The organism is uncultured Oscillibacter sp., from assembly GCF_950073225.1.
GTDB lineage: Bacteria > Bacillota > Clostridia > Oscillospirales > Oscillospiraceae > Oscillibacter.
The window spans coordinates 18,452-45,289 of record NZ_CATMPS010000023.1; the positions used below are offsets into that span (position 1 = coordinate 18,452).

General features: G+C 56.5%; 22 protein-coding genes and 4 pseudogenes. 6 read left to right on the top strand and 20 right to left on the bottom strand.

From position 1 onward, the window contains the following. Positions 1–47: 47 nt before the first annotated feature. The 6 genes and pseudogenes from Q1M04_RS11165 to Q1M04_RS11190 form a co-directional block, all read right to left on the bottom strand. Positions 48–965: pseudogene (locus Q1M04_RS11165) on the bottom strand (type IV secretory system conjugative DNA transfer family protein); the annotation flags it as partial. A 46-nt stretch (positions 966–1,011) separates the two neighbouring features. After that, positions 1,012–1,722, bottom strand: coding sequence for a toprim domain-containing protein (locus tag Q1M04_RS11170; protein WP_300447818.1), 711 nt, complete (start codon positions 1,720–1,722; stop codon positions 1,012–1,014). A gap of 792 nt (positions 1,723–2,514) precedes the next feature. Continuing rightward, the gene (gene lpdA / locus Q1M04_RS11175; protein ID WP_300346698.1) at positions 2,515–3,909 is read right to left on the bottom strand and encodes a dihydrolipoyl dehydrogenase; all 1,395 of its coding nucleotides are present in this window, start codon (positions 3,907–3,909) and stop codon (positions 2,515–2,517) included. Positions 3,910–3,922: 13 nt separating this feature from the next. Continuing rightward, positions 3,923–5,281, bottom strand: a complete 1,359-nt coding sequence (locus tag Q1M04_RS11180) for a dihydrolipoamide acetyltransferase family protein (RefSeq protein WP_300346700.1) — start codon at positions 5,279–5,281, stop codon at positions 3,923–3,925. 17 nt (positions 5,282–5,298) lie between these two features. Continuing rightward, a complete protein-coding gene (locus Q1M04_RS11185; RefSeq protein WP_300346702.1) occupies positions 5,299–6,279 on the bottom strand; it encodes an alpha-ketoacid dehydrogenase subunit beta in 981 nt (326 codons plus the stop codon). Between the two features lie 14 nt (positions 6,280–6,293). Beyond that, the gene (locus tag Q1M04_RS11190; protein ID WP_300346705.1) at positions 6,294–7,259 is read right to left on the bottom strand and encodes a thiamine pyrophosphate-dependent dehydrogenase E1 component subunit alpha; all 966 of its coding nucleotides are present in this window, start codon (positions 7,257–7,259) and stop codon (positions 6,294–6,296) included. Positions 7,260–7,453: 194 nt separating this feature from the next. Here Q1M04_RS11190 and Q1M04_RS11195 point away from each other — a divergent pair, with 194 nt between their 5' ends. Beyond that, positions 7,454–8,128, top strand: a complete 675-nt coding sequence (locus tag Q1M04_RS11195) for a GntR family transcriptional regulator (protein ID WP_295756446.1) — start codon at positions 7,454–7,456, stop codon at positions 8,126–8,128. 16 nt (positions 8,129–8,144) lie between these two features. Further along, positions 8,145–9,167, top strand: coding sequence for a lipoate--protein ligase (locus tag Q1M04_RS11200; protein WP_300346708.1), 1,023 nt, complete (start codon positions 8,145–8,147; stop codon positions 9,165–9,167). A 17-nt stretch (positions 9,168–9,184) separates the two neighbouring features. Here the strand turns inward: Q1M04_RS11200 and Q1M04_RS11205 are convergent, their stop codons facing one another. From Q1M04_RS11205 to Q1M04_RS11235, 8 genes are all read right to left on the bottom strand, one after another. Continuing rightward, on the bottom strand, positions 9,185–9,316 hold the full coding sequence (locus Q1M04_RS11205; RefSeq protein WP_300447825.1) for a hypothetical protein: 132 nt from the start codon (positions 9,314–9,316) through the stop codon (positions 9,185–9,187). A 225-nt stretch (positions 9,317–9,541) separates the two neighbouring features. Continuing rightward, entirely contained in the window at positions 9,542–10,543 is a 1,002-nt protein-coding gene (locus Q1M04_RS11210) for a sugar ABC transporter substrate-binding protein (protein WP_300346710.1), read from the bottom strand. Between the two features lie 47 nt (positions 10,544–10,590). Then, complete coding sequence (locus tag Q1M04_RS11215) at positions 10,591–11,517, bottom strand: ABC transporter permease (RefSeq protein WP_300447828.1); 927 nt, start codon at positions 11,515–11,517, stop codon at positions 10,591–10,593. Positions 11,518–11,522: 5 nt separating this feature from the next. Then, a complete protein-coding gene (locus Q1M04_RS11220; protein ID WP_300346714.1) occupies positions 11,523–13,013 on the bottom strand; it encodes a sugar ABC transporter ATP-binding protein in 1,491 nt (496 codons plus the stop codon). After that, complete coding sequence (locus Q1M04_RS16170) at positions 12,997–13,416, bottom strand: SMP-30/gluconolactonase/LRE family protein (RefSeq protein ID WP_366140827.1); 420 nt, start codon at positions 13,414–13,416, stop codon at positions 12,997–12,999. Before Q1M04_RS16170 ends, Q1M04_RS11220 begins: the two co-directional genes overlap by 17 nt. Before the next feature lie 72 nt (positions 13,417–13,488). Continuing rightward, complete coding sequence (locus Q1M04_RS11225) at positions 13,489–13,713, bottom strand: alcohol dehydrogenase catalytic domain-containing protein (RefSeq protein WP_300346717.1); 225 nt, start codon at positions 13,711–13,713, stop codon at positions 13,489–13,491. Then, positions 13,710–14,642, bottom strand: a complete 933-nt coding sequence (locus Q1M04_RS11230; RefSeq protein WP_300346719.1) for a 3-hydroxyacyl-CoA dehydrogenase family protein — start codon at positions 14,640–14,642, stop codon at positions 13,710–13,712. Before Q1M04_RS11230 ends, Q1M04_RS11225 begins: the two co-directional genes overlap by 4 nt. 10 nt (positions 14,643–14,652) lie before the next feature. After that, the gene (locus tag Q1M04_RS11235; protein ID WP_300346721.1) at positions 14,653–15,522 is read right to left on the bottom strand and encodes an MBL fold metallo-hydrolase; all 870 of its coding nucleotides are present in this window, start codon (positions 15,520–15,522) and stop codon (positions 14,653–14,655) included. Between the two features lie 360 nt (positions 15,523–15,882). Between Q1M04_RS11235 and Q1M04_RS11240 the strand changes: the two genes are divergently transcribed. Further along, the gene (locus tag Q1M04_RS11240; protein WP_300346722.1) at positions 15,883–16,557 is read left to right on the top strand and encodes a GntR family transcriptional regulator; all 675 of its coding nucleotides are present in this window, start codon (positions 15,883–15,885) and stop codon (positions 16,555–16,557) included. 162 nt (positions 16,558–16,719) lie between these two features. Here Q1M04_RS11240 and Q1M04_RS16175 read toward each other — a convergent pair whose 3' ends face one another. From Q1M04_RS16175 to Q1M04_RS11250, 3 genes and pseudogenes are all read right to left on the bottom strand, one after another. After that, positions 16,720–17,010 carry an integrase core domain-containing protein gene (locus Q1M04_RS16175; RefSeq protein ID WP_366140828.1) on the bottom strand — a complete coding sequence of 97 codons (291 nt, stop codon included), beginning with the start codon at positions 17,008–17,010 and terminating at the stop codon, positions 16,720–16,722. Further along, a pseudogene (locus Q1M04_RS11245) lies at positions 16,916–17,491 on the bottom strand (IS3 family transposase); the annotation flags it as partial. The gene Q1M04_RS16175 and the pseudogene Q1M04_RS11245, both read right to left, overlap by 95 nt. Positions 17,492–17,506: 15 nt before the next feature. After that, positions 17,507–17,860, bottom strand: coding sequence for a transposase (locus Q1M04_RS11250; protein ID WP_300346725.1), 354 nt, complete (start codon positions 17,858–17,860; stop codon positions 17,507–17,509). A gap of 223 nt (positions 17,861–18,083) precedes the next feature. On the opposite strand from Q1M04_RS11250, the gene Q1M04_RS11255 reads away from it, so the two are divergent. Then, entirely contained in the window at positions 18,084–22,064 is a 3,981-nt protein-coding gene (locus tag Q1M04_RS11255) for an NACHT domain-containing NTPase (protein WP_300346728.1), read from the top strand. 259 nt (positions 22,065–22,323) lie between these two features. Here the strand turns inward: Q1M04_RS11255 and Q1M04_RS11260 are convergent, their stop codons facing one another. After that, positions 22,324–22,737, bottom strand: a complete 414-nt coding sequence (locus tag Q1M04_RS11260; RefSeq protein ID WP_366140829.1) for a DUF4368 domain-containing protein — start codon at positions 22,735–22,737, stop codon at positions 22,324–22,326. Positions 22,738–22,878: 141 nt separating this feature from the next. Between Q1M04_RS11260 and Q1M04_RS11265 the strand changes: the two are divergent. After that, positions 22,879–22,995, top strand: a pseudogene (locus tag Q1M04_RS11265) (recombinase family protein); the annotation flags it as partial. A 56-nt stretch (positions 22,996–23,051) separates the two neighbouring features. Here the strand turns inward: Q1M04_RS11265 and Q1M04_RS11270 are convergent. Further along, positions 23,052–23,480 (bottom strand): annotated as a pseudogene (locus Q1M04_RS11270) (metallophosphoesterase family protein); the annotation flags it as partial. 210 nt (positions 23,481–23,690) lie between these two features. Next, the gene (locus Q1M04_RS11275; protein WP_300346732.1) at positions 23,691–24,776 is read right to left on the bottom strand and encodes a recombinase family protein; all 1,086 of its coding nucleotides are present in this window, start codon (positions 24,774–24,776) and stop codon (positions 23,691–23,693) included. Here Q1M04_RS11275 and Q1M04_RS11280 point away from each other — a divergent pair. Beyond that, entirely contained in the window at positions 24,741–26,696 is a 1,956-nt protein-coding gene (locus tag Q1M04_RS11280; protein ID WP_300346734.1) for a VirB4-like conjugal transfer ATPase, CD1110 family, read from the top strand. The two genes, Q1M04_RS11275 and Q1M04_RS11280, sit on opposite strands and share 36 nt — an antisense overlap. The last annotated feature ends 142 nt before the right edge of the window (positions 26,697–26,838 follow it).

The following is a 26,838-nucleotide window of genomic DNA, read 5'->3' on the forward strand; positions in this document are numbered from 1 at the left end:
CAGCTGTCCATCGTGATCGTCACCATCGTCAACAATATCCTGCTGGTGAAGGCGTTCAACCTGGACAGCACCGTGGACATGACCGAGGCCATGGCCTGTTCCGCCGAGTTGAGAGCGGCTCCGGCGAACCACCGTGCCTTGTGCGTGTCGGGCAAAGAGTCCATCAGAACCTGAAAACCGTTCTTGCCTTTGGTCTTGCTGGGCGCCAGCAGATCCTGCACCAGCTTGAACACGCTGACGATGTGCCGGCGCTCCTGGGGAGCCTCCTCTGTGGGCGGAAGATACTCCGCCAGCAGGAGAACGACCGCAGTGAGCAGCCCCTCCGCTGAATCGTAAAAGAATGCGTTCTGCCCGTAGTTGGAAGAGTCTCCTTCCGGGTTTATGATGGTCTTGGCCAGGATTTTAGCGTACTTCTCCGCCTTTGCCCTCGCCGCCAGATTGGACGGCTGTTCCCGGCAGATATCCATGTAGCGGTTGATGAGTGTGAGGAGGTTGTATCCATCAGACCTGGTGGGATTGCGCAGGTCGATTACCGCCACCTTGTAGCCATAGTGCTGTAAGGCCACGGCTCCATAGTTCCGGGCGAGATCGCCCTTGGTATCAAGGGCCAGAAAGCTCATCCCGCTGGCGCAGGCGTACTCCATGTTGGGGTAGAGAAAGAACGCCGTCTTGCCCACGCCGGACGCGCCGATCATCAGGCAGTGGATGTCATCCGTGTCCACCAGGGCAGTGACGGCGTTCTTCTTCCCGACACAGCCCAGCACCAGCCCCTGTGCTTTAGGCAGATTCTTGCCGGAGCGCCACTCGCTCACATGGAAGGGGATGTGCCGGTAGGTCTGCTGGATCTCCTTCCTGTTGGCCCAGCGGGCGGTTCCATGCTGGCCGTCGCCAACCGTCTTGGACTTGATGTTGTCCAGATTCCCACTTCCGGAGAAGTGCGTGGCGGCGGCGATGAGCAGAAGCATCCCGCCCGCCAGTAAAATTAACATGATCGTCTGCGGCGTCATAAATTCACCCCATTTCTTGTTGCAGTGCCGCTTGTTCCTGTTTCTGCTGCTGTTTCAAAACGTCCGCCTCATACTTGACGGATATCTTTGCGCAGGACAGCGCCAGCTCCAGCCAGCCTTCCGTCAGCTGTCGTTTTTCCGCCTCACTGCGGATGCCAGGCTTGGAGGCCAGCTTCAAAACAGCATGAGCCTGTTCCGCCAACACAGCGGTGCGGCTGTTCAAGCTGCTCCGATTCTGGTGGGGATGGATACAGCTCCGCAGTTGCTCTAACAGTTCCTCACTGCTATGTGGTTCACTCAGCTGACGCAGCCCCCGGCCATAGGCGTACAGAGCCAGCGCGGAGGCCAGCTCGATGCAGGTCATGGCTCCCTCCGGGTAGTCCCTGCGGAGATTCATCTCATATCCGCAGAGCGCATTTGTCAGCTCACGGCCTACCCGTTCTGGAATGACACACTCCTCCATGTAGACTCCGATCCTGCCGCAGACCTCCGAAGCGGCAATGAGCTGGGGATGCTCCTCCGCCTCCTGAGCAGGGAGACCACGCCGGGCCTTGAGATCCTCGTTCCAGTCCTTGTGTTCGGACTGGAGCATCCCCACATTGTCATAGCCGTGTTCATGGAGGAGCTCTGCCAGCCGTCCGCTGGCCTCGATGCCCGCCTCGTCGTGATCCAGGCAGAGGCAGACGGTGCGAAGGCCGGGGTTCTGCTCCAGCATCCAGAGCAGGGGTATCAGACCATGATCGGAGAACTTGAAACGGTAAACGTTATTGAGAAAACTAAGCCCGAAGCGGTATCTGCGGAGCAGGTACCATCTAATCTAAATCAAACGGGCATGCCCAGTTATATCATGCTGGGCATCTGCTTGTCCCAATTCTGTCTGACAGTCTGCCGATTGTTGGTTCTTCTTGCAGCTGTTTTACGGATACCGTCCTCTGCGCCGTGAGCTGTTCACGAGGAACACCGCCCTGCTCCAGAACAGCCTCTGCCTCCATGTACCGGGAGAACTCCGTTTCCATGCCGGACAGTCCTTCCTCGTAGAGCACCTTGGCTTGGGCCAGAGCTGCCACATCCGCCAGCGCGTCATAGAGAGCTTTTTGCTTCTTTTTCCGAACATCCGTGACTTGATAGACTTCTCTCTCCGGAAGTGCGTCAAACGGGAAATCCCTATTCGCCGATGCAGGAACTGCGGGAGGTACTCCCCCATCACCGGGCGGATTACAGCGGAGTATTGCAGCCGTCCCAGCGCATCTGGGAAACTCTGCCGGAGCACCGCACCCGTTCAGAGGCGGCGGAGAGCCGCAGGAGCGATCAGGTTTTCCGGGAGTACCGTCGCCGCTTCGCCTGGATCAAGGCAGGGAAGCTCACGGAGGAGCAGTTTGCCGACTGGCACAAAGCGGCAAAAACCAGTAAGAGGGACTGTGACCGGGAGGTCATTTCGCTGGACGAGTTTAAGGCATGGTTGTCGTATTTTTACGGGGCCCCGGCCTTTGCCGGAGCCCTGTTCCACTTATCTGCGAACCTTCGGCGCGTTGACGCAGGTTCCATGGCAGGCGTGGGCCGCCTCCATGACCACCTCGCTCACCGTCGGGTGGGGGTGGACGGTGCTGCCGATTTCGGAAATCGTGCCCTCGCATTCCATCACGGCGGCCACTTCCGCCGCCAGGTCCGTGGCCCGGGGGCCGATGACATGGAAGCCCAGGATTTCGTCGGTGGCTTTATCAAAGACGAACTTTACCAGCCCCTTGTTCTCCCCCATGGTCAGGGCTTTGCCGTTGCCCGAGAGATTGAACACGCCGGTGCCCACGTCCCTGCCTGCGGCCCGGGCCTGCTCCTCGGTGAGGCCCACCATGGCCGTTTCCGGATTGCAGTAGACGCAGGAGGGGATGCGGTTCAGATTCAGCTGCTTGCAGGGCTTTCCGGCGATGTGGTCGGCAGCCAGCAGGCCCTGGGCGGAGGCTACATGGGCCAGCTGCATCTTGCCGTTGATGTCGCCGATGGCGTACACGCCGGGGACATTGGTCCGGCAGAGGCCGTCGATCTCCACAAAGCCCTTCCGGTCCATCTTTACGCCGAGGGTTTCCAGGCCGATGCTCCTGGTGTTGGGAATCCGGCCTCCGGCCATGAGGACCACGTCGCCCTCCGCCGTGCCCTTGGCCCCGTCCTTGACGGAGGCGTAATTCACCTTCAGGCCGGGCTCGATGGATTCCACTTTGACGCCCAGGACCAGCTCCACGCCGTTCTTTTTCAGCTCGGCCTCCACAAAGTCCGTGATATCCTTGTCCAGGGGTCCCAGCACCCGGTCCAGCATCTCCACCACGGTGACCTTCACGCCCAGGCGGTAATAGAAGGTGGCGAACTCGATGCCGATGACCCCGCCGCCCACGATGACGATGTGTTTGGGGCAAGCGGTCATGTTCAAGAGGCCCGTGGAATCCACCACACCGGGGAGGTCCACGCCGGGAATGTGAATCCGGGCGGGGCTGGAGCCGGTGGCTACGATCAGGTGTCTGCACTCCAGAGTCTCGCCATTGTCCAGTTCCACAGTGGTCCGGGAGGTGAGGGTGGCGTGGGCCCGGATGACGGTAACGCCGTGGCTCTTTTCCAGGAAGCCGATGCCGTTGCTCAGCTGCTTAGAGACGGCGTTTTTCCGCTCGATAATTTTCGCGTAATCGAAGGACACGTCCCTGGCGGTGACACCGAAAGCGGCCCCGTTTTTCGCCTCATAGTACACGTCGGCGGAGTGAAGGAGGGTCTTGGTGGGGATGCAGCCCCGGTTTAGGCAGGTGCCGCCCAGCTCCGCCTCCTCCACCAGGGCGGTGTTCAGGCCGTTCTGGGCCAGGCGGATGGCGCACTCATAGCCGCCGGGGCCGCCGCCCACGACGACCGCGTCAAATTTCTGCATATGTCGGCCCTCCTTAAATGAGCAGTACGGGGTTTTGCAGGTAGTTCTTCACCTTCTGGAGGAACTTCGCAGCCTCGGCCCCGTCGATGATCCGGTGGTCGTAGCTCAGGCACAGGGCGCACATGGACTTGATAACAATCGCGTCCTCTCCCTCTCCCTCTTCATTGGTAACCACCACCGGGGTCTTGGCGATCTTGCCCACCGCCAGGATGGCGGACTCCGGCGGATTGATGATGGCCACAAAGTCGTCCAGATCGAACATCCCCAGGGAGGAGACCGTGAAGGTGCCGCCGTGATAGTCCGCGTCGGTGAGTTTGCCGTCACGGGCCTTCTCAATCAGCTCGGCAGACCGGGCGGCGATGCCGCTCAGGCCGATGATGTCCGCGTCCTTGATGACCGGGACGATCAGCCCGCCGGGGACGGAGACGGCGGTCCCCACGTTCACATAGTCGTGGTACAGGATGCTGTCTCCCTCCACGGAAGCGTTGACAATGGGCATATCCGCCAGGGCCTTGGCGCAGGCCCGGACGATGATGTCATTGTAGGAGATCTTGATTCCCAGGTCCTTGTACTGCTTCCGCAGGGCGATGGCGGCGGTCATGTCCACTTTGATCCGGTGGTTTGTCTGGGCGTTGGTTTCCTTGCTGGCCAGCATGTTCCGGGAAATCGCCTTGCGCATGCCGGACATTTTTTCTGTGCGAGTGTCCCGGCTTTGCTGGACAGCCGCAGGGGACTCTTGGGCGGCGGGAGCCGCAGCGGGAGAGCCGCCGGGCAGGTCGAAGACCTTGATTTTTCCGTTGGAGCCGGTGCCGGTGACGCCGGAGAGGTCCACACCTTGGGCCTTGGCGATGTTCGCCGCCAGGGGAGTGACGGCGGGCTTGTTCGCCATGTAGGCGTTTACGTCCCGCTCAATGACCAGCCCGTCGGGGCCGGAGCCGGGGACGGCGGCGATGTTCACGCCGTTTTCCTCCGCCCGGAGCCGGGCCCGGGGAGAGGAGAAGACCCGTTCGCCGGGAGCCCGCTCCACGGCGGGCGCGGCGGGAGCTTCCGCGGCCGGGGCGGGGGCAGCTTCCGCCGGAGCGGCGGCTTGAGCGGGGGCCGCGTCCCCGCCCACCAGGGCGGAAACGTCCTCGCCGGGCTCGCCCAGGACGGCGATGGGCTGGGTGATGGGCACCACGTCCCCCTCGGGGTGGAGGATTTTCAGCAGGGTGCCGGAGGCCTCCGCGTCCATGGTGATGGTCAGCTTGTCGGTCTCCATCTCAAAGAGGGGCTCTCCGGCTGTAACGGCCTCGCCCTCTTTTTTCAGCCAGCTGGTGATGGTGCCCTCCTCCATCATGAGGCCCTGCTTGGGCATGATAACGATTGTTGCCATAAGTCAGAGCTCCTTTCTCAGCGGTAGCACGCGGCTTTGCAGGCATCCACAATTTCCTTCACGCTGGGGATAACCGCCGCCTCCAGGCCGGGGTTGAAGGGCAGGGGGCAGGCCTTGGCGCCGATGTGCACCGGGGCGGCGTCCAGGTACGGGAAGACCATCTGCCCCACCTGGGACACCACCTGGGCGCCCCAGCCGTTGGTCTGGTGGGCCTCATGTACCACCACCAGGCGGCCCGTCTTCTTCACGCTGTCCGCAATCGTGTCATAGTCAAAGGGCACCAGGGTTCGGGGGTCGATAACCTCGGCGGAGATGCCGCCTTTCGCCAGCTCGTCCGCCGCCTCCAGGGCCCGGCCGACGTAGAGGAGGTTGGCGACGATGGTCACGTCCGTGCCCTCCCGCTTCACGTCGGCCTTGCCAAAGGGAATCATGAATTCCGGGTCGTCGGGTACCTCGCCCTTGGTGATGTAGAGGGCCTTGTGCTCGAAGAAGCAGACGGGGTTGTCGTCCCGGATGGCGGTGCGGAGGAGGCCGGCGGCCTCGGCGGGGGTGGAGGGGCAGGCCACCTTCAGGCCCGGAATGTGCATGAAGATGCTCTCCAAAGACTGGGAGTGGGTGGCGGCATTGCCCCGGCCCGTGCCCTGCTGGCTGCGGAGGACCATGGGAATCTTGGCGTTGCCGCCGAAGACATAGCGGGTCTTTGCCATCTGGTTGAAAATCTGGTCCGCCGCCACAAAGGCGAAGTCCCAGTACATCAGCTCCGCCACGGGCCGCATGCCCGCACAGGCCGCGCCCAGGGCCGCGCCCACGATGGCGGACTCGGAGATGGGGGTGTTGCGGATGCGGTCGGTGCCGAATTCCTTATAGAGGTCCCGGGTGGTGCCGAAGACGCCGCCCAGCTTTTCCACGTCCTCGCCCATGACGAAGACGGTTTCGTCCCGGCGCATCTCCTCCTGGATTACCTTCCGGATCGCCTGGGCGTAAGTCAGTTTAGCCATTGTCAAATCCCTCCTTACCCTTCATAAAACACGTCGTCCAGAACATGGGCCGGATCGGGCTCCGGGCTGTTCATGGCGAACTCCACAGCCGCTTCCATCTTCTTGGCGGCGGCCTGGTCAATTTCGCCCAGCTCCTTTTTGGAGGCCAGCTTGTGCTTGATGAGGTAGTCCCGGAAGCGCTTGATGGGGTCCCGGTTCTCCTTCCAGTCCTCCACTTCCTCCCGGGTGCGGTAGACCTCCGGGTCGCCGGTCCAGTGGCCCCGCCAGCGGTAGGTCTTGCACTCGATGATGCTGGGCCCCCCGCCTTTAAGGGCACGCTCCTTGGCCCGGGCGAAGGCTTCGTAGACGGCCACTACGTCGTTGCCGTCCACCGTCTCGCCGGGGATGCCGTAGGCCGCGCCCCGGACGGAGATGTCCTCCACGGAGGTGGACTGCCACACGGGGACGGTCATGCCGAACTGGTTGTTCTCCACCACGTAGACGCAGGGGAGCTTCCACACAGCGGCCAGGTTGATGGACTCATGGAAGGTGCCCTGATTGCTGGCGCCGTCGCCGAAGAAGGCCACCGCCACGTTGGGCTTTTTCTGCATCTTCAGGGCCAGGGCGCCGCCGGTGGCGATGGGGATGCCGCCGCCGACAATGGCGTTGGCCCCCAGGTTGCCCTTGGAGAAGTCCGCGATGTGCATGGAGCCGCTGCGGCCCTTGCAGTAGCCGTCGGACTTGCCCATCAGCTCCGCCAGGGCCCGGTCCAGCTCCGCACCTTTGGCGATGCAGTGGCCGTGGCCCCGGTGGGTGGAGGCGATGAGGTCCTCGTCCGTCAGCTGGGCGCACACGGATGCCGCCACAGCCTCCTCGCCGGTGTAAAGGTGAACGGAGCCCCGGAGCTTATTCTCCGTGAACAGCGTCCACGCCGTCTCCTCGAAGTCCCGGATCTCGTTCATCTTGTTGTAGATCCAAAGACCGGTCTGTTTGTCGATCATAGAAGGGACACCTCCGCTTTTCAAGATGGTTTCATTCTAACACGCATATTATAGATTATCAATAATTTATAATTTATAATATGACGAAATCTCGAACGCTCTTTTGTGGGATATGTGAAAAGACCAGGGGCGGTTGACTTTCGGCGGGGCGGACCTTATAATAGAATTATCAATTATCAATAAGGTGGTTCGATATGGAGAGAGTAAACGCCTCGCCTCCACAGCGCAAGGTTTTCCGCGAGGAGATCCGCAGTGCCATCCGGGACGCGATTTTTGAGGGGGAGCTCCGCCCCGGCGATAAAATCATCGAGACCTTCTGGGCCAGAGAACTGGGCGTTTCGCAGGGGCCCGTTCGGGAGGCCATCCGGGATCTGGAGGCCCAGGGCCTGGTGGAGACGGTGCCCTTTAAGGGCTCCCGGGTCCGAACCCTGACGGAAAAGGACATCCGGGACAATTACAGCGTCCGCATCTGCCTGGAGTCCAAGAGCATTCGGGACGCAATCGGGCAGCTGTCCGATGAGGCTTTGGGCGCATTGACAGACCAGCTTCAAGCGATCTTGGAAGAGATGGACGACTGCGCCCGGCAGGGGGACCTGCGGCACTTTACCGGGCGTGACGCGGATTTTCACCGGGCTATTATCAATGCGACGGGAAACCATGTGCTGCTGCGGCTATGGGAGCAGTGCAACATGCGGAACTGGTTCAGCGTCTCCGCCCTGACGGACGCGGAGAGCTTGAAGCAGCTCCAACAGGGGCACCAGCGGCTGCTGGAGGAAATTGCAAACCGGGACATAAAAGCGGCGGCCGCCACCATCGAGGAGCATTTGACGGGACTGATGGACGGCTTTATCCGAGGCGTTCAGCCTTGAGAAAGAAGGAAGACCCATGGATATGCGCGTGACCTATTTAGAGACGGGTTCCCAGGACCCTTTTTACAATCTGGCCTTTGAGGAATATGTGCTGGCCCATAGGATAGAAGGGGACTACCTCATTCTCTGGCAGAATGACAACACGGTGGTGATCGGCCGGAACCAGAACGCGGAGGAGGAGATCGACCGGGCCTTTGTGGAGGCCCACGGCGTCCGGGTAGTCCGGCGGACCACGGGCGGCGGCGCGGTGTATCATGACCTGGGGAATTTGAACTATTCCTTTATCACCGACGCGGGGGAGGCGGAGAACCTGACCATGGGGCGCTTTACCAAGCCCGTGACCAGCGCCCTTCAGGGCCTGGGCCTCCGGGCGGAGGCCTCCGGACGGAACGACATCCTGGTGGAGGGAAGGAAGGTTTCCGGTACGGCCCAGAGGCTGCTGAACGGCCGGATTTTGCACCACGGGACGCTGCTCTTCGACACGGACCCGGACATGGTGGCGGGGGCTCTGCGGGCGGACCCGGAGAAATTCCGCTCCAAGAGTTCCAAGTCCGTCCGGAGCCGGGTGGGGAACATCCGGGATTTTCTGCGGGAGGATATGGATCTGCCGGCCTTTTGGGCTTATTTGAAAACGGCCCTGGCGGGAGAGGGCTTTGTGACCGGGGCCCTGTCGCCGGAGGAGCTGGAGGCTGTGGAAGCGCTGAAACGGAGCCGGTATGACGCCTGGGAGTGGAACTTTGGACGCTCACCCGCCTATGACATGGTGAACAAGCGCCGCTGGGACGGCGGGAGCCTGGAGGCCCGGGTCTCCGTGAAGGAGGGACGGATCACTGGGGCCGCGTTCCGGGGGGATTTTCTCTCCCGCTGTTCTCTGGAGCCATTGGAGAAGGAGCTTGAGGGTGTGCTTTTCCGCCGGGAGGATATCGCCGCGGTGCTGGAGCGGTATCCGCTGCGGGACTGCTTCGGAGCGATCACGGGGGAGGAGATTTTGGATACCATGTTTTACGGGCAGGATGAAACGGAAGCCGCGTGTGATTGACACACGCGGCTTCTTCTTTATAGTTCCTCCCGCTGGAGGGGCCGGGTCAAAAGCCGGATGTCCGGCAGGTCTATGATCCGGGCGGCGCGGAAAGCGGCGTCCAGATAGCCATTCGTGTCGTCCTCTGCAAAAGGAAGGTGGCACAGCAAAAGATGGCGTGCAGCGCATCGACCCAGATCACGTGGCTCCTCCACTCCAGAACAACGTCTGCGTTTGCCGTCAGCGTGACAGCGCAGCTAGACATAGCGCTTCCTCCTAAGCGGCGATATCGAAAAACCGGCCGCAAAGCCGGCTGGCGCGGGAATTGGCAAAAACAAACCTTCAAACGAGAGAGGGCCGGCGGGGATCCCCGCCGGCCCTTTGCGTTTACCGCATCAATAGAGCTGGTCCTTGAACTGATCGGCGTTCTCCTTGGTAACCAGGTCAAGGGGATAGTACTGCGTTTTCTCCGTCACCGTGCCGCCCTCCAGCACCGTGACAATGGCGTCGATGGCAGGAATGACCATGGCGCAGGGCGTGGTAATATCGGCGGCCTGCTCGCCGGACATCAGGCGATCATATGCGTCGGACTGGAAGTTCGCTCCGCCCACCAGAATGCCCTGTCGGTTCGCCGCAGAAATCGCCTGGCAAACGCCGCCGGCCATCTCGTCGTTGGCGCACCAGACGGCGTCAATTTCGGGATTAGCCTGCAAAATTGCCTCCATAATGGTCATGGCGTCGGAGCGGTTGTAGTTGCCGTCCTGCTCCGCAACGATCTCCAAGCCGGGATGCTGGTCAACCACCTGGTGGAAGCCGACGGTACGGTTCTCGGCGGTGGAGACGCCGGTGCGGCCGGTGATATAGACGATTTTGCCCTCTCCGCCGGTGGCGTCAACAATCCACTGGCCGCCGATGGATCCAAGTTCCACGTCGTCGGTGCCGGAGAAGCAGACGTACTTATCGGCCACATTGGGCGTATCCCGCAGGACAGTGGCAATGGGGATTCCGGCGTCGTAGGCCGCGATGATGCCCTCATCTACGGAGTTGCTGCTGACGGGCAGGACGATGATGCCGTCCACCTTTTTCTGAACCAGGGTGGAGATATCTGCCAGCTGCTTGGAGGAATCGCCTTCGGCGTCGGTGATTGTCACATCATAGCCGCGCTCCTTGCAGACTTCCTCAAAGATCCGGGCGATTTCAGCATTGATCGCGTTGGAATACGTGTCCAACGCCATACCGATGTGGTAGGTTTTGCCACCGCCGCTCTCCGGCGCGTCGGCGGCGGGCGTCTGTGTCTCTGCGGGGGCGGTGTCCTTCGCGGAGTTCCCACAGGCGGCCAGAGCCAATACCATGCACAGAGACAGAACCATGGCCAAGATTTTCCTCGTCGTTTTCATACAATTCTCCTTCTTTTGATTTATTGATCAGATGCACAGCATCGCAATCAAGATTTCTTGCGGTTGCTCATGTCCAAAAGGACGGCAACCAGCATCAAAAGCCCCTTTATCAGCTGATTGTAGTTGGTAGGCACCCCCATTAAGGTCATGCCGTTGTTCAGCACCGCGATGATGAATATGCCGAGCAGCGTATTCAGGATGCCGCCGCGGCCGCCGCGCAGGCTGGTTCCGCCGATGATGACGGCGGAGACGGCGTCCAGCGACCAGCCGTCGCCGGCGTTGGTTTCCGCGCCCGACAGGCGGGCGGTCAGGAGCACACCGGCCAAGCCGGACAGCATCCCGGCAATTACATAGGCGGAGACCTTGATGCGGTGCGTCCGGATACCGGAGAGCCGGGCCGCCTCCTCATTACTACCCACCGCGTAGATATAGCGGCCATAGCGGGCGCGGTTCAACGCGAAGTACGTGATAACCACAATCACAACGAACATGATGATCAGTGAGGGAATACCGAAAACGCTGCTGCGTACAATTGCCGTGAAGCTGGAATCGATGGTGTAGTAGTTTTTTCCCTTTGTAATCGCCAGCACGACGCCCCGGAGCAACCGGCTCATGGCCAAGGTGAAGATAAAGGGCTGGACGCCGCTCTTCTCCAGCATCAAGCCGTTAAACAGGCCGATCGCGACGCCCACCATAACGCCCGCCAGAACAGCCACTACTGGCATGGGGCTGAGATATCCCGCCACCAGTCCCGCCAGGCAGACGGTGGCCTCTACGGACAGGTCGATCCCGCCGGACAGAATCACGTAGGTCAGGCCCACGGCCAGCAGGCCGTTGATGGTGTTAGTGCGAACAACGTCCGTGATGTTGCTCACTGTCAGGAAGCTATCTGTCGCAACGGAAAAAATCGCGCAGATGACCAAAAAGACAATAAATAGCGTATTTTTCTTCACGAATTCTTTTACTTTTACCATAGCGCTCATTCTCCTGCCGCCATCATTAGAATTTCATTCTGCGTCGTACCATTCCCCGGAAGCTCGCCTCTTACCTCGCCGTCCTTGAGCACCACAATCCGGTGTGCCATGGACAGCACCTCCGGCATTTCAGAGGAGAGCAGCAAAATCGCGATTCCCTGTTCCGCCAGGGAGGCAATCATGCTGTATATCTCATCCTTGGAGCCAACATCGATTCCACGGGTGGGCTCGTCCAAAATCAAAATGCGGGGATTCCGCAGCAGCCACTTGGCCAGGACCACCTTCTGCTGGTTGCCGCCGCTGAGATACCGCACCAACTGCTCCGGCCCGGCACACTTTACCGAGAGCTTCTCCGTCATCTCCGCTCCCAGCGCGGCCTCTTTTTTCCGGTCGACAAACACCCTGTATTGCAGCATCTGCTCCAGGCTGGAGATGGAGATGTTCCGCTTGATGGAGTTGTCCTGAAACAGCCCCTTACCCTTGCGGTCCTCGTTGACCAGGGCAATGCCAAGCCGCATCGCGTCCTGGGGATGAGAGATTTTAACCGGATTCCCATCCAAATAAATCTGCCCGGACAGAAGGCTGTCCTCGCCGAAAACGGCGTCGGCAAGCTCCGTCTTCCCGGCACCCAGCAGACCGGACACCGCCAGGACCTCCCCCGCATGAAGCTCCAAAGACACATCCTTGAGCTTTTGGGTCGTTACATGCTCCAGCCGGAGGATCACCGGTGAGCCTCCGAAATCCCGCTCCTGAACCATCCGCCTGCCGCTGACAACGTCCTTGCCGATCATCTGGAAGATCAGCTCTTGCATCGTCAAGTCGGCAATGTCCGTGGTCGTCACATTTTTGCCGTCCCGCAGCACCGTGACGCGGTCACAGATGTCGAAAATCTCATCCAGGTGATGGGAGATATATATGATGGAAATGCCCCTCTCGCGAAGCGTCTTTATAGTAGTCAAAAAGTGCTTGTACTCCTTGGGCGTCATGGCAGAGGTGGGCTCGTCCAGAATGACGATTTTTGCATCTCCCACCAGGCAGCGGCAGATTTCCGTGAAGAACCGCTCGCCAATGCCCAGCTGGCTCACCGGCATCCGCACGTCCACGTGCAGGTCCAGGTCCTCCATCATGCGGGCGGCTTCCCGGTTAATCCCCCTTTGGTCCAGCAGCCGTCCCTTCATCTTCTCCTGTCCGAGAAAGATGTTGTTGGCCACCGAAAGATCGGGCGCCAGAGAGAGCTCCTGATAAATGCACTGGATGCCGTGGGCCTTAGAGCTCACCGGCGATTGAATGTCTGCCTCTTCCCCATCAATCAGGATGGTCCCGCTGTCCTTCTTGTGGGCGCCGGACAGGATTTTGATCAATGTGGACTTTCCCGCACCGTTCGCCCCCATCAGTGCGTGGATCTCACCCTTCCTCAGACAAAACTCAACATCCTCAAGCACATGGACTCCGGAAAAACTTTTGCAGATATGCTCCATCTTAACCGCGTCTGCCATAAAATCCCTCCCATTCACCGGCGGGAAATTCCCCGCGCGCCCGCTCACCGGAGCGGGCGCGCCTCCCCGCCGGAAACTCAATATTGTCTCCAAGCAAAAGGCGGTGCCTTTTCTCCAAAAGCGAATTACCGCCTGCCTCCCTCTCCCTTGAAGCGGTGGAAGGGAAGCCCTCTCGTGCCAAGGCCGCGCGCCACAAAAACGCACCCTGCGTCCGGCTGTTCGCCGCCGTCTGACGGCAGGGTCTCGCTGCACGTAACAATTTTCCTCCAAAGGCGCAGCCGACCGCCCGGCATGCCGGCACCTCCGCCTTTTCCAGGAGCTCCCCTGTGCGGAGATCCCATTTCCCAACGCACCAGCCGCCCCAGTGGGCAATCCACAGATTCCTATCCATATCAATGTCCATACTGGCGGCATCATTCGCACTCCTCGCAGGTATCCGTCGCGGTCAGTGTGACCACCCTGTCGCCAGCCGGAATTAGCTCACATTTTCCCCAACCTCCGTTACAACTCCAGAAAACTCAAGCCCCCTAACGACCGGCAGGCGGCACGGATAGCTGTCGTGCAGCAAATGAATGTCCGTCCCGCAAATCCCGCATGCGAAGACTTTTACCTTTAGGTTGTCTCCGCCGGGAATCGGCTCCGGAATCTCCATGCAGCGCATGCCGTCCGGGCCGGCTTTTGTTTTCACCAACGCTTTCATTCCTCCGGCAGCCTCCAGTTGAAAAAGCGCAGATAGGGATCACTGGTCTTCTTGCGGAAAGTGTCCATATCCCGCTCCCGCCAGTCGTAATATCCCACGCCGGTCTTATAGCCCAGATCTCCCCGGTCCAGCCGCTCCTGAAGGGAGGGATGCACCGCCTTGGTATCGCACAGGTCGGGATAGAGATAGCGCTCAATGTTGGCGATCAAGTCCAGTCCGGCATAATCGAAATGGTCGAACAGGCCGATAGAGGTATACCGGGGCCCCCAGCTCGAGCGGATGCACTTGTCGATGTCCTCCGGGGAGCAGATGTCCTGCTCCACCATGTACACCGCCTCCCGGTACAGCGCGTGCTGGAGCCGGTTGGCAATGAATCCAGGAGCCGCCTTGTTCATTCTGCAAACCTCTCTGCCGCAGTACTCCAGCAGCTCCACCACGGCGTCGATGGCCCCCTGGTCGGTAAAATCGTTTTTCACCAGCTCCACGCAGGGCACCACATGAGGCGGGTTGTAGGGATGGGCCACCATGACCTTTTCCTTCCGCCGCATCCCCTTCGCCAAATCCGCCGGGGAGATGGCGGAGGTGGTGGAGGCGACGGCCTTTAGCTCCGGGCAGGCCTCCTCCAACTTCCGGTAGACCTCGTGCTTAACCTCCAGCTTTTCCGTGACGCATTCAAAGACGATTTCCGCCTCACGCAGTCCGGCGTAGTCCTCTGTAAAGGACAGCAGTTTCTCGCAGGCGGCGGCTTGCTTCTCCGTCACCAAGCCCTGGGCAATCAGGTCCCGGTAATAGGTCCGGTATTTCTCCAGCCCGGCCTCGCTGTTCTTTGCCAGGACAATGGCGGGAATGCCGTTGCCGGTAAAGAGCACAGCGAGGCTGATGCCGATCATGCCCTTGCCAATGATCGCGGCGGGTCGTTTTGTTATCATGGTCCCCTCCTTAACGCTCCACACTGCGCGTGAGGTAGTCGTAGCATCTCCGAACGTTATTGGTCTGGACGTATTCCATGCATTCCGACTGGCCGATGTCCACGGGACAGCGATCCGCGAAGCTGATGCGCTCCACGCACTCCTCCTTGCTCCAGCCCTTGACAATTCCCTCGCCCACGGCGTCCAACCAAGCGTGCAGGAACTGTTTGTTCTCCACAATGCACTCTTTGCCCCGCACCGGGCCGTGGCCGGGCACTATGTAGTCCACATCCAGTCCCTGAAGCCAGTCCAGGCTGTGGAAAAGATCGTCGAAATCCACGCTATGCAACCAAATCTGGCAGTCATTGAAGATGTTGTCGCCCACGAACACGCAGCGCTCCTCCGGCACATAAACGCTGGTCTGCTCCGGGGAGTGGCCGGGCGTATGGACGCAGCGGAACGTATGGTCTCCCAGCCTAAAGGTCAGCTTGTCCGTAAAGGTGATGTCCGGCTTCGCCACGAGATACTCCTCCTCGGAAGGCATCCGGTCCAAGGCGCCGGGGTCCTGCCGCCGGATGATGTCCACGTTGTACTCGTGTGTCGCCATATGGAAGGCGGGAGGAATCTTGAAGAAGCCGTCCAAAATCTTCTCCTGGCCGATGATGGTGGCTCCGGCCTTTTTCAGCCAGTGGTTGCCGAAGATATGGTCAACATGGCTCTCCGTGTTGACCAGGTACTTGATCGTCCCGGCCTTTTCCTCGGCAAAGGCGATCATCTGCTCCAGGTTGGTAATCCACTGGGCGGTGTCAATGAAGACGGCACCCTCCCGAGTCAGGACGATGCTGGGATCGCACCCCCGGATTTCGGTTTCAGTATACACATTTGACGATAACTGGCGCATAGGTTTCTGTATCCTCCTCTTAGATTTTCTCGCGGGAGCAAGTTGTGATATCAAATAATCGATTATCTATTATAAAACATAATAGCACGTTCTGCGACTTTGTCAAGATTTTGTCGAATCGCTTTCTTCTTTTTGTAAAAAGAGCACTGAAATATTAACAAATTTATGTCAATACGTCCAAAAACACGTGCGCACGCAGCAACCCATTCAAGCATTTGCTTGACCTCAATTCCATAAAATCGATTTTCCGCCCGGGTACGCCGGCTTTCTCATAGAGGCGATTGCATTTTGACCGGTTTTCTTATACAATGGCAGTAACAGGTGCCCGCCGTGGCATCTCCGAATGGGAAGGACGATTACATGAGAACAAAAAAAGCCGCTGGAAAGCGGCCTGCCATGAAGGAAACCATGCGGAGCAATATCAAAAATTACATCCAGCAGCAGATTGTGGAAGGGGTTTACCGTCCCGGAGACAGAATCGTGGAGACGCGCCTGGCCCGAGAACTGAACGTGTCTCAGGCACCCGTGCGCGAGGCTATGCTGGAGCTCTCGGCCATCGGTCTCCTGGAGGAGCGGCCCTATTCGGGGACCTTCGTACGCAACCTGTCGGTAAAGGAAATTCAGGACATCTTCGATATCCGCGCCTTTTTAGAGGAGTACGCGGCGCGGCGTGCCGCTAAGCTGGCGTCCGAGGAGCAGTTCCTCCAGATGGAACAGCTTCTCCAGGAGATGGATCAAAACCACGATCTGGGCGCGTTTGTGCGCCTGGATATGGAGTTTCACGAGCTAATCATGGACGCCGCGGGAAGCCCGTCGCTGAAACGGGCCTGGCAGATTCTCCGGGTCGCAGAGTGGACGTATGTGTCCTCCATGGTCACGGAGTCCTCCCTGGAGGAGAGAATCAATCAGCACCACATAATCATGGGGTATCTAACCCGGCGGGACGAGGACGGTGCCGGTGCCTATATGCTCCTCCACATCAAACGCTTCGGCGACGAGGTAGCTCAGTATTTCAAGCGGCAGCAGACAGATTGAACGACTCCCGCTTTTCGAACATTTTTATCGAAAAGCGGGAGTCGTTTTGCTCTAAAAGCCTTGTAAATGCAGGGTTTTTCTGCTTTTCGCCTCATGCGTCAAACTTCCGAAATTTCCAAAATCCACAACTTTTTTCAACAGAAGAACGCTATATGGACAATTTTATTGAAAAGACTCCTCGTAGGCATCTTCATATTCCTGCGGCGTTTTGTGCTTTAAAGTCCTATGAGGACGGGCTCCATTGTAAAATTGGACATATTTCTCTACACTTTTGCAGAAGCTCGGCTCCGAGGTGTATTCACGGCGATACGCCTCTTCTTTTTTAAACGTGGCAAAAAAGGTCTCCGCTACGGCATTGTCATGGGGCCTCCCCGACGCAGAAAAGGACTGCCTCACACCACATTGCCTCAAGAGCGGCAAACGTCTTAGATGTGTACTGTTTTCCTCGATCACTATGGAAGGTCAGCCCCTCGGGGCGGTCTCTATCCTTAAATGCCCCTTTAAATGTCGCCGTGACAAGATTCGTGCTGGGGTTTTGGGATACCTGGTAACCCACGATCTTTCGGGAATACAGATCCAGTATCATACAAAAATAGAGCCAATGTCCATTGATTCGGAAATAGGTAAAATCACCGACCCGTACCTGATTAGGTCGGTCTGTGGAAAACTGCTGCCTCAGCAAATTCTCTTTCGCATTCCTCTGGCGCTTTTTGTAATCTTTCTTTGCATTTGTACGGATACTTTTCAGTCCCAGCTCCTGCATGATAGATGATATCCGTTTCGCACTCGTCCGGATGCCGTCTTCCGCGAGGATAACCCGGATTTTCTCCGCTCCATATCTTTGTTTGCTGTCATCAAAGATTTGCTGTACCTTTAACATAAGCTTCATTTGCTCATCTTTATATTTACTCTGATCTGCGCTACGAAAAATATGGTTGTAAAAGGTGCCTCATGGGATACTAAGGGCATCACATAATTCATGTACACTATACGAATTATCTGGATGATGGTAGAGTTCTTCTAATGTTGAAAGTCTTTTCTGTCGGGGTTCTTCTGTGATATAATTAGAAAGCCTAATAACTTCCAGCTCATGTTCCGCTTTCTGTAACCGCCTGGAAAGCGAATCAAACTCCGCCGGTGTATAGGAATGGCCGGGTGCCTGTATGGTCCGATATTCTTTGCGCCAACGGTAGAGAGTGCTCTGGGAGATATGTAATTCCTGGCTTAGATCTTTAATTTTTTCACCGCTTTCATAGCGTCGAATGATATTAATCTTAAATACTTCTGGATATTGAACCGGCATTGTTTCAGTCCTCCCCTAACGTAATAAAGCAATTATAACATATGACCACAAGCACATCCTTTCATAGCATGAACCCTTGAATTTTTCGTCTGTATCTCCTATAATCTATGATGTTCTCGTTTTGAGGGTTTTCTTTTTATACGGCCAACAGACACGATGTGTTTAGTCTTCTTTATTACACAGACTGTTTCTGTTCCGCAGATTAGAAATGAGGGATATTTGAATGGGTATTCTGGAAATAGCAGGACACTTGGGTTCGTTTGTGACCTTAGCATCTGGAATCAGAGACGCAGTCCAGGCAGGGCCTAAATTCTATAAGTCTTACAAATTGAAAAAATTATGCGGGACTGTTGACTTCTCATCGCTCTCGGAAGAACTGGCCCCAATCGCAGATCAGGTGGAACCCTATCTTGCCGGAAAGAAGTCAGATGTTTTAGGGAACTCTCTATTTTCATCTGAGGAGAAAGCGGAATTCATCGAGGCCTTTTTCAAAGCGAATAGCGACACTCTGCCCTATAGGAGCGATGTAGAAAAAATACTTTTAGGCTATGTCACCCAATTAGAATCTTGCGTGCTCCAACAAATGAGTATAGGAGAACGGGTGCTCCACAGCGGCAATCGACGAATTGAAAAAAATACGAAACAAATCCTGCAGGAAATAGAAGCACTGGTGCCTTGCGGCTCAACAGTTCCTTATGTTTCGCCGGACAGGGTTTCCAAAAAGCTCTACGACATACCAAGTGACTATATTCCGCGGAAGGTTGTTCCCCACGCAGTCGCAATGCTTGACACATTTGAGAGATCTTTTCAAGCACAGAAATCACTCTCACTGACAGAGGCTTTAGAGGAAAGCGATCAGCTCTTGATTCTAAGCGACGCGGGACATGGCAAAAGTATTGAGCTTCAAAACCTAGCTGGTGTTCTATCCAAAACTCCGCTGTTTCCGTTCCTTTACTCTTTGGGCCCATATTGCGGAGAAACCATTTGCGCGCTTCTGCCGGAACCTTATCGGGTCTTGCCGCCGGAATATCTTGTGCTGCTTTTTGATGGCTACGATGAGATGCAGGAAAACGAGCGCAGCGAGTTTATGCGGAGGCTTCAGTCCTTTCTAAGGGATCATCCGTCTGTCAAAGTGGTCATTTCCTCCCGCAGCAATTTTTGCAAGGCGGAAGTTGAAAACCGGTCTCAAACCTTTCGGGGCTTCCAAGTCTATGATTTGGACGACTTGACGGACACCGATATTCAGGAATTTTTATCCAGGCAGGCTGTCGATATAGATCGTTTTATAGAGGCTGCCAAACAGTCTGAAACCGGATATCTTCTGCAAAATCCCTTCTATTTAACGAGATTGGTCCGGCTCTATCAAAAGTACGGCCAACTGCCCGGCAAAGCGGAAGTCATGGACTATCTGATCACGGAGAGTTTCCAATTGGATGACCAGAAATTTCAGGGAGACCTGGAAGAGCGGCGGCGGGATTTGTTCGTTCTCTTGGAAAAAGCCGCGTTTGCCATGCAGCTGATGCAAAGATCAGCTCTGGATGACGTCGTAGAATATCAGGAGCTTTTCGGACTGGAGGACCGTAAGCTGCTTAAATACAGCGGCCTGCTCCGAAAAGGAGGAACACGCTGGTGTTTTTCTCACAATAACTTCAAGGAATATTTAGCCGCAAAATTTCTCTCCACCCTGCCGCAGGAAGAAGCAATCCAATATTTCAGCGACGGGCAGGGTATCAAAATGTCCTGGGTGAATACATTTGGATTTTTTGCCAGTATTGTGCAGGAATGGGATGTAAAATCTTGGACCCTGGAGCATGCCCCTTCCGCACTGGTGAAGTTTGAACCGGACCACTTGGAGTTAGATGTTCGGGTGAGTATTTTTAAGACAATCTTTCTGGAGCGGGAGAAAAAGATGCTCTGGCTCAGCGACAGCCTGTTAAATTTGGAACAATTGGCTATGTTTGCCTGCTGTGACGAGTCGCTGGAGTTCCTGCTGGATAAAATCCGTCATCCAGTACATAGAGTGTCTCAGATTTCCGCGCTTCACCTGCTAAGGCATTTCTCTCGCCTCTTTGGCCGTCAGGTTGAAACAGCGCAGGCTCTGCTGGCTTGCTGTACATCTCCTGTCAACGGCAATGAAGGGCTTTGTTATAACGCTCTGGAAGCCCTGTCGAGCCTGAGGCTGGTTGCACCTGAGATTGCAACTGAATTGACCACAAAGTACGGCGATTGTTCTAATTCCGAAGTCCGTTGGGCAATGTATCAGCTGCTAACCCGCTCCGGCCAGCATAACGCGCATGTTCAATTTTTCCTGGACGGCATCGCTTTTACTCATGGCAATAACCGAATATCCAATGAAACAATCGCCTTAGTGGATGGGCTGAAGGCGTTAACAGAGCCGGAGAGCATCCAGACGGCCCTCCAGTATTTGTCGCAGAAAAGACCAATGTGCATATATGAAGAGGATGAGGTTTTTGAAGCCCTTTGTGTGAAGGCGGAAGAACAATTTTCCCAGGGTCAAACGGAGTATTACCAGGTACTAATCAATTGTTACATTTCCTTGGCAAGGCACTGTTCACAAAGGGAGATGCGCGCTATTGCTCACTTTTTTGAAGTGACCGGCACCATCGAAAACGCTGTGATTGAACTTTGCGGCGCTGCGGAGCGCTATTATGATTTGGACGCACTATTCTATCAGCCGGAAAATCTGTCATATGCAGCCAAAGCATACCGCAATGGGAAGCTGGAAGACCACACGCTGTTTCAGGAACTTGTGGCAAGACATGCCGACGACGCGCAATACCAGAAATATAAAGAATTGATTCTGCAAATTGACGGCGTCGCCCTCCCGGAGAGGATGCCTCGTATTGATTACGAAAGATTGGAGCAGACACGGAGGCATGAATATTTTAATATCCTGTTTGACAAAGCAAAAGCGGAGGAACTACTTTCGCTTTCCATCCAAAAGGCACAGCTTCCAGATCCCACAGTGAAAGACCTGATCTATTTACCTGGAGAATATGAATTCGACTCCTTGCTCATGAAGCTGAATTACGGTCTGCATCGTCATGTTCAAGAATCGACAAAAGCGAAGGATGCCATTCAATCGCTTGGCTGGAATCGGTTTGTGATATTGGAGGCATATTTATCCATCCGGAACGTGAAAAACCTTCAGGTTTCAGATGAGCAAAAATCAGTCTTGCGTCAAATGATTCAGCCCCTGTATGAGCAGGGACTTTTGGAAAACGCTGTCACATACAGCGGGACATCAGCTCAAGCCCCCCGCTTTATTGTCGCGGTGGTTTCCCTCACCGTATACTTGGAACTTGTACCAGAGGAACAGATCCTTTTGCAGATGTCAGAGCTTCCGTATTTCTGCTTTTCCGAAGATGATGACACTCAAAAGTATTCGTTTCTTAAAGCACATCTTCCAGTGGAAACGCTTCTGCAACGTATCGTGGAAAACATCAAGGCACAAAAAGTCCACGGACTTGTTCTGCGGGATCATATCCAATACTGCATGAATTATGGCTGTGAGGAGATTCGACAAGCCGCTGTTGAAGCTGTAAAAGAAGACGAGTCAGCAAAAACAGCCGCCATAGAGTATTTATACAAGATTTTTGGTGCCCACTGTATTCAGGAAGAGCTACTTCCCTTTGCGGATGAAAACACATTACTGAATATAGAACGGCTTTGCCCCGATCTTTCGAAAGCCCATTTACGCGCCGCAATGGAGCGGCAATTCCAGGTCACACCTTCCTCCGAGCTAACGGCGCATTTGATTGCCCTTGGAAGCGAGATAGCGCTGTGTGAGTATATCAGATTAGCCGAAGAGAATCAGACGATTCCAGAGAAACGCATCGATTCCCTCAGTGGACCAACACAGGCAATTTCTACGCTGCGTGAACCTAGATTTCTCTCGCTGCTGGAAAAACTGATGAAAGTTGCCCTGTCTCCTGATTTTCAAGACGGGGATTTCTGCTCATTGCGTTCAAACCTCAGCCATGCCCTGGTAACGTGCGGGGCCGCAGAGCCTGAATCTGTAATGGCGATCCTTCATTCTCATCAAGGGACGCCGGAAAAGAATGAATACGCTTTTAGGTTCTGCTCCTATACTGAAGACGCCCTAACGCAAAAAATACGTATTAAGCAGGATGCCCCTTGGAAATTGTGCAAGGTAAAGTGCGCGTTGGAGGCTGTCTCTTGAGCTGACATTTGAAAACAGTAATTTTCCTCAGATAGAACTGTATTTAGTATATTTTACTGGCAGATTCTCTTGGCTTGCGGACCCGAATATATCACTCCCGAACAATAATATAGGAAATCTAATTATGTTGAAAGAAAGCGGAGACCTTAAGGGGAACCCCGATAAAGAAGTTTTCCTGGCGGGAGACAGCCGTATGATGCGAGAGCGTCATGCGGTTGTCTCTTTCTCATACTTGTTGTACTCCGGGGACAAGTCGATCTCACAAAATGAAAGTGTAATGTACGTCAATCCGCTGGACACGGTGTCCGCTGGACTTGTCCGGAGCGTGAACCACCACCTTCTCTACAAACTCCCGCAGTATTGCTGGGGTCAGTTCAGTGGGCTCGGTGTACTTCTTTACAATTTTCAGAAAGCTCTTAACATTGACGGCCTGGGTTTCGGCGGCATTTACGATAGCCCGGAGGTTTCCAACAGACTGCTTCAAGTCCGCCTGTTCCTTCTCGTAGCCCTCGGACAGCTTTGCAAACCGTTCGGCGTTCAGCTTGCCCATAACGTGGTCCTCGTAGAGCCTCTGAATGATGGCGTCCAATTCGTTGATCCGCCGCTCCTGCTTTTCCAGGGTTCGCTTGGCCTGCTCCTGCTCCGCCCGCTGTACGGCGGTCTTGTTCTCCATAACACGCCGTACAAACTCGTCCTCGTCCTCCTGGGCATAGGCCACTACCCTTTGCAGGTTTTGAAGCACCAGCCGTTCCAGGACCACGGCCCGGATATAGTGTGCAGAGCAACCTTTCTTCCCCCGATAAGTGGAACAGGTATCATCGTCAAGGACATGAGTCGTCTCGGACGTGACTATCTGAAAGTCGGTCAGGTAATGGAAATTCTTCGCCAAAGGGGAGTGCGGCTGATTGCCATTAATGACAATGTGGACACAGACAACTCCTCCTTCCACCAGGACAGGTGGTTCACCCGGTACATCGCGCCCCTGGCGTCCAACTCCCTGCATTTTTTCTTGAACAGAGGATCGTCCGGCTCCAGGATGCCGTCCTGAATGTCATGGCTGCTGGCCCCGCCCATGGTGAAGAATCGTTTTCCACCCAGGTCAAATATCTGGCCCCGTTCCAGCAGGATCACCGAGGGACGGATTCGCCGGATGCTTCCGCCTCGCCACTCCGCCAGCGGATATTTCCGCAGGGCGTCGTAGTTTTCGTGGTTCCCGGTCACAAAGGCCGTGGTGAAGGGCCGTCTCTCCAGCCAGTCCAGGCCCTCGTCATCCCGCTCATCGCCGTGCCACACACAGCCGAAGTCACCTGCCACCAGTACGAGGTCCTCTTTTGTAAGGCCCTCCTGCTCGTAGAAGATTTCCGGCTGGAAACGGCGGAGATCCCCGTGGAGGTCTCCCGTGATGTAAATTTCCATGGTGTATTCTCCTGTTATTTTCTAATCGTCCTGTCGATCTCAACGTTGGTATATTTGAATTTGATACGGATGGTTTCGGCATCCACAACAGTGATCCTCTCCACATACCTGCGGGTGATGGTATCATCGTATTCAGTAAATTCGGACCTCTGCTTTTTCAGCCATTCCGCCAGCTCCCGCAGTCTGGCCTCCTGTCCGGCCCGCTGCTCCTCATCCTGCTGGATCGCGCCAAGCCGACCTACATCGCTTGTACGGTGTACCGCACTCCCCGCACACCAGCAGCTCGGACAGGGCGTATTTGGCGGAGTATTTGCCCTGCTCGGTCTTACCTGTTTTCTGCATCACCTTCCGCTTGCTGGCCCTGCGGGCCATCTCCTCCCGCACCTGATAAAACATAGCCTTGGAGACGATGGCGGGGTGGTTCCGTTCCACATATACCATGGGGCGGTCACCCTGGTTTTTCTTCACCGTCTTGCTGATGCAGTCGGTGGTGTAGGTCTTTTGCAGCAGGGCGTCGCCAATGTAGCGCTCATTGGTCAGGATATTGCGCACCACCTGATACGTCCAGCCCTGGATGCCGCTGGCGGTGGGTACGCCGTCCGCCTCCAGCTCCCTCTTGATCTGTGCCAAGCTGCACCCGTCCAAGTAGCGGCGGTAGATGCGTTTCACCACCTCCGCCTCCGACCGCACGATCTCCGGCTGACCGTCAGGCCCCCGCCGGTAGCCCAGCAGTTTCTGATACTGGAAGGGGACGTTCCCCGCCTCCCGGCTCTTTTGAATGCCCCAGATCACGTTTTTGCTGATGGACTCGCTCTCCGCCTGGGCAAAGCCGCTGAACAGCGTGAGCAGGAACTCGCTGGACTCAGTCAACGTATTGATATTTTCCTTTTCGAAAATCACGCCGATGCCGTTGGCCCGGAGCATCCGCACCACCTCCAGGGAGTCCACCGTGTTCCGGGCGAATCGGGAGAGGGATTTGGTGAGGATCAGGTCGATCCGGCCCCGTTTGCAGGCGGCGATCATCTTTTTGAACTCCACCCGCTTTTTCATGCTTGTGCCGGTGATGCCTTTATCGGCAAAAATACCGGCCATCTCCCAATCAGGATTTTCATCGATCTTCTGGGTGTAGTAGGCTTTCTGGGCGGTGTAGCTGGTGAGCTGCTCCTCGCTGTCGGTGGACACCCGGCAGTAGGCGGCCACCCGCTGGCGGCGGCCAGAGGCCCGTCCGGGGGCCGCAGCCTGTTTTGTGGCGGGGATGACGTGTATCCGCCGCTCCTGTTGTACTGCCTGTTCCATGCAGTCTCCTTTGCCCGGAAAAGCATCGACGAGGCCCGTACCTTTTTCAAGCGGGTGGATATTGACCTGTCCAAGAGCTTTGGCAAGCTGGACAGCGGGGCCAAGCCCCTGGACAACCATGAGCGCCTGCGGATCTTCCATGACTTCTTCCGGCCCAGCGAGGAACGGGACTTTCAATTCGACCTCTCCGCCGCCATGCGCCGGGGCCATCACTTCAAGGACGCCATCGCCCCGGACGGGATGCAGTTCAAAGCGGACCACTTCGAGCTGGGCGGCAAGGTGGGCCGCGTCCTGTTCCTCCGGGAGTACGCCAGCTACATCAAGGACCGCATGATTACCGACCTGTCCGACTTCTCCCGGAACCTTATGCTGTCCATCGACATTCTGCCCATTCCCACCAACGAGGCCGTGAAGGAAATGCAGGCCCGCATCCTGGGCGTGGAGAGCGACATCACCCGCTGGCAGCAGAAGCAGAACGCCAACAACAACTTTACCGCCACCGTCCCCTATGAGCTGGAACAGCTCCGGGCAGAGAATAAGGAGTTCCTGGACGACCTCAGCACCCGCGACCAGCGCATGATCTTCGCCAATGTCACCCTGGTCCACATGGCCGACACGCTGGAGCAGTTGGACGCGGACACCGAGACCTTGCAGGCCATCGGTAACGAGAGCCTTTGCCAGTTCTCCGTCTTGCGCTACCAGCAGGAGGACGGGCTGAACACCGCCCTGCCCTATGGCCTGCGCCGGGTCAGGACCACCCGTACCCTCACCACCGAGAGCGCCGCCGTCCTCATGCCCTTCCGCGTCCAGGAGATACAGGATGCCGGGGGCATCTACTACGGCGTCAACGCCGTCAGCAAAAACCTCCTGATCTGCAACCGAAAGCGGCTGTTGAACCCCCACGGCTTTATCCTGGGCGTGTCCGGCTCCGGCAAATCCTTCAGCATGAAGGAGGCCATTACTTTTATTGCTCTGTCCACCAGTGATGATATTATCATCATCGACGCCGAGCGAGAATATGGCGACCTGACCCGTGCCCTGGGCGGGGCCGTGATCGAGATTTCCCCCAACAGCCCCCACCACATCAACCCTCTGGAGATTACCAGGGGCTACGGCACCGGCGAAAACCCCGTAGCCATGAAGTCCGAGCTGCTTATGAGCATTTGCGAACAGCAGATGGGCGCGGGCCAGTTGGGGGCTTTCCACAAGTCTATCATTGACCGCTGCACCGCCAATGTCTACCATGAGCTGATCGCCAGCGGCGGCAAGTCCCGGCAGCCCATCCTGTCCGATTGGCGAAACGAGTTGAAGCGCCAGCCGGAACGGGAGGCGGAGGAACTGGCCCTGGCCTCCGAGCTGTTTGTGGAGGGCAGCTTGAATATGTTCGCCCACGAGACCAACGTGGATATTGCCAACCGGATCATTTCCTTCGACCTGTACGAAATGGGGGAGCAGCTCAAGCCCACGGCGCTGAACGTCACACTGGAGACCATTCAGAACCGCGTGGCCGCAAACCGTCTGGCAGGGAAATACACATGGGTATTCGTGGACGAGGTTTACCTTTTCTTCCGCTACTACTACTCCGCGCAATTCCTGTATAAGTGCTGGAAGCGGTTCAGAAAATACGCCGCCGCCATGACCGCCGCCACGCAGAATGTGGAGGAATGTCTGCGCTCCGACACCGCCCGGCTTATGTTCGCCAACAGTGAGTTTTTGGTGCTGCTGAACCAGGCGGCCACCGACCGGGCCGAGCTTGCCAAGCTGCTGAATATCTCCACCAATCAAATGTCCTACATCACCAGCGCCGAGGCAGGCCACGGCCTGATCCGCGTGGGCGGCTCCATCGTCCCCTTCGCCAACGAGTTTCCCAGGGATACGGAGTTGTACCGCTTGATGACCACGACCCCCGGTGACAGGTAGAACCATGTCGAAATACGTCTCAATTTGAGCAATGCCATTAAGTTAACCAATAAATTCCAAAAGAAAAAAAGCCTTGACAAAGGCAAAAAAATGTGCGGCAAGGCCCTGAAAACGAGATTGATTTTCAGGGGGCGGGCACATG

Coding starts and splice junctions, on each gene's coding strand:
- Q1M04_RS11255 (WP_300346728.1), top strand. CDS start 18,084: ATGGGTATTCTGGAAATAGCAGGACACTTGGGTTCGTTTGTGACCTTA.
- Q1M04_RS11170 (WP_300447818.1), bottom strand. CDS start 1,722: ATGCTGGAGCAGAACCCCGGCCTTCGCACCGTCTGCCTCTGCCTGGAT.
- Q1M04_RS11195 (WP_295756446.1), top strand. CDS start 7,454: ATGGAGAGAGTAAACGCCTCGCCTCCACAGCGCAAGGTTTTCCGCGAG.
- Q1M04_RS11230 (WP_300346719.1), bottom strand. CDS start 14,642: ATGATAACAAAACGACCCGCCGCGATCATTGGCAAGGGCATGATCGGC.
- Q1M04_RS11210 (WP_300346710.1), bottom strand. CDS start 10,543: ATGAAAACGACGAGGAAAATCTTGGCCATGGTTCTGTCTCTGTGCATG.
- Q1M04_RS11190 (WP_300346705.1), bottom strand. CDS start 7,259: ATGATCGACAAACAGACCGGTCTTTGGATCTACAACAAGATGAACGAG.
- Q1M04_RS11260 (WP_366140829.1), bottom strand. CDS start 22,737: ATGGAGAACAAGACCGCCGTACAGCGGGCGGAGCAGGAGCAGGCCAAG.
- Q1M04_RS11225 (WP_300346717.1), bottom strand. CDS start 13,713: ATGAAAGCGTTGGTGAAAACAAAAGCCGGCCCGGACGGCATGCGCTGC.
- Q1M04_RS11215 (WP_300447828.1), bottom strand. CDS start 11,517: ATGGTAAAAGTAAAAGAATTCGTGAAGAAAAATACGCTATTTATTGTC.
- Q1M04_RS11220 (WP_300346714.1), bottom strand. CDS start 13,013: ATGGCAGACGCGGTTAAGATGGAGCATATCTGCAAAAGTTTTTCCGGA.
- Q1M04_RS11240 (WP_300346722.1), top strand. CDS start 15,883: ATGAGAACAAAAAAAGCCGCTGGAAAGCGGCCTGCCATGAAGGAAACC.
- lpdA (WP_300346698.1), bottom strand. CDS start 3,909: ATGCAGAAATTTGACGCGGTCGTCGTGGGCGGCGGCCCCGGCGGCTAT.
- Q1M04_RS11180 (WP_300346700.1), bottom strand. CDS start 5,281: ATGGCAACAATCGTTATCATGCCCAAGCAGGGCCTCATGATGGAGGAG.
- Q1M04_RS16170 (WP_366140827.1), bottom strand. CDS start 13,416: ATGGACATTGATATGGATAGGAATCTGTGGATTGCCCACTGGGGCGGC.
- Q1M04_RS11275 (WP_300346732.1), bottom strand. CDS start 24,776: ATGGAACAGGCAGTACAACAGGAGCGGCGGATACACGTCATCCCCGCC.
- Q1M04_RS11235 (WP_300346721.1), bottom strand. CDS start 15,522: ATGCGCCAGTTATCGTCAAATGTGTATACTGAAACCGAAATCCGGGGG.
- Q1M04_RS11250 (WP_300346725.1), bottom strand. CDS start 17,860: ATGCCGGTTCAATATCCAGAAGTATTTAAGATTAATATCATTCGACGC.
- Q1M04_RS11185 (WP_300346702.1), bottom strand. CDS start 6,279: ATGGCTAAACTGACTTACGCCCAGGCGATCCGGAAGGTAATCCAGGAG.
- Q1M04_RS11200 (WP_300346708.1), top strand. CDS start 8,145: ATGGATATGCGCGTGACCTATTTAGAGACGGGTTCCCAGGACCCTTTT.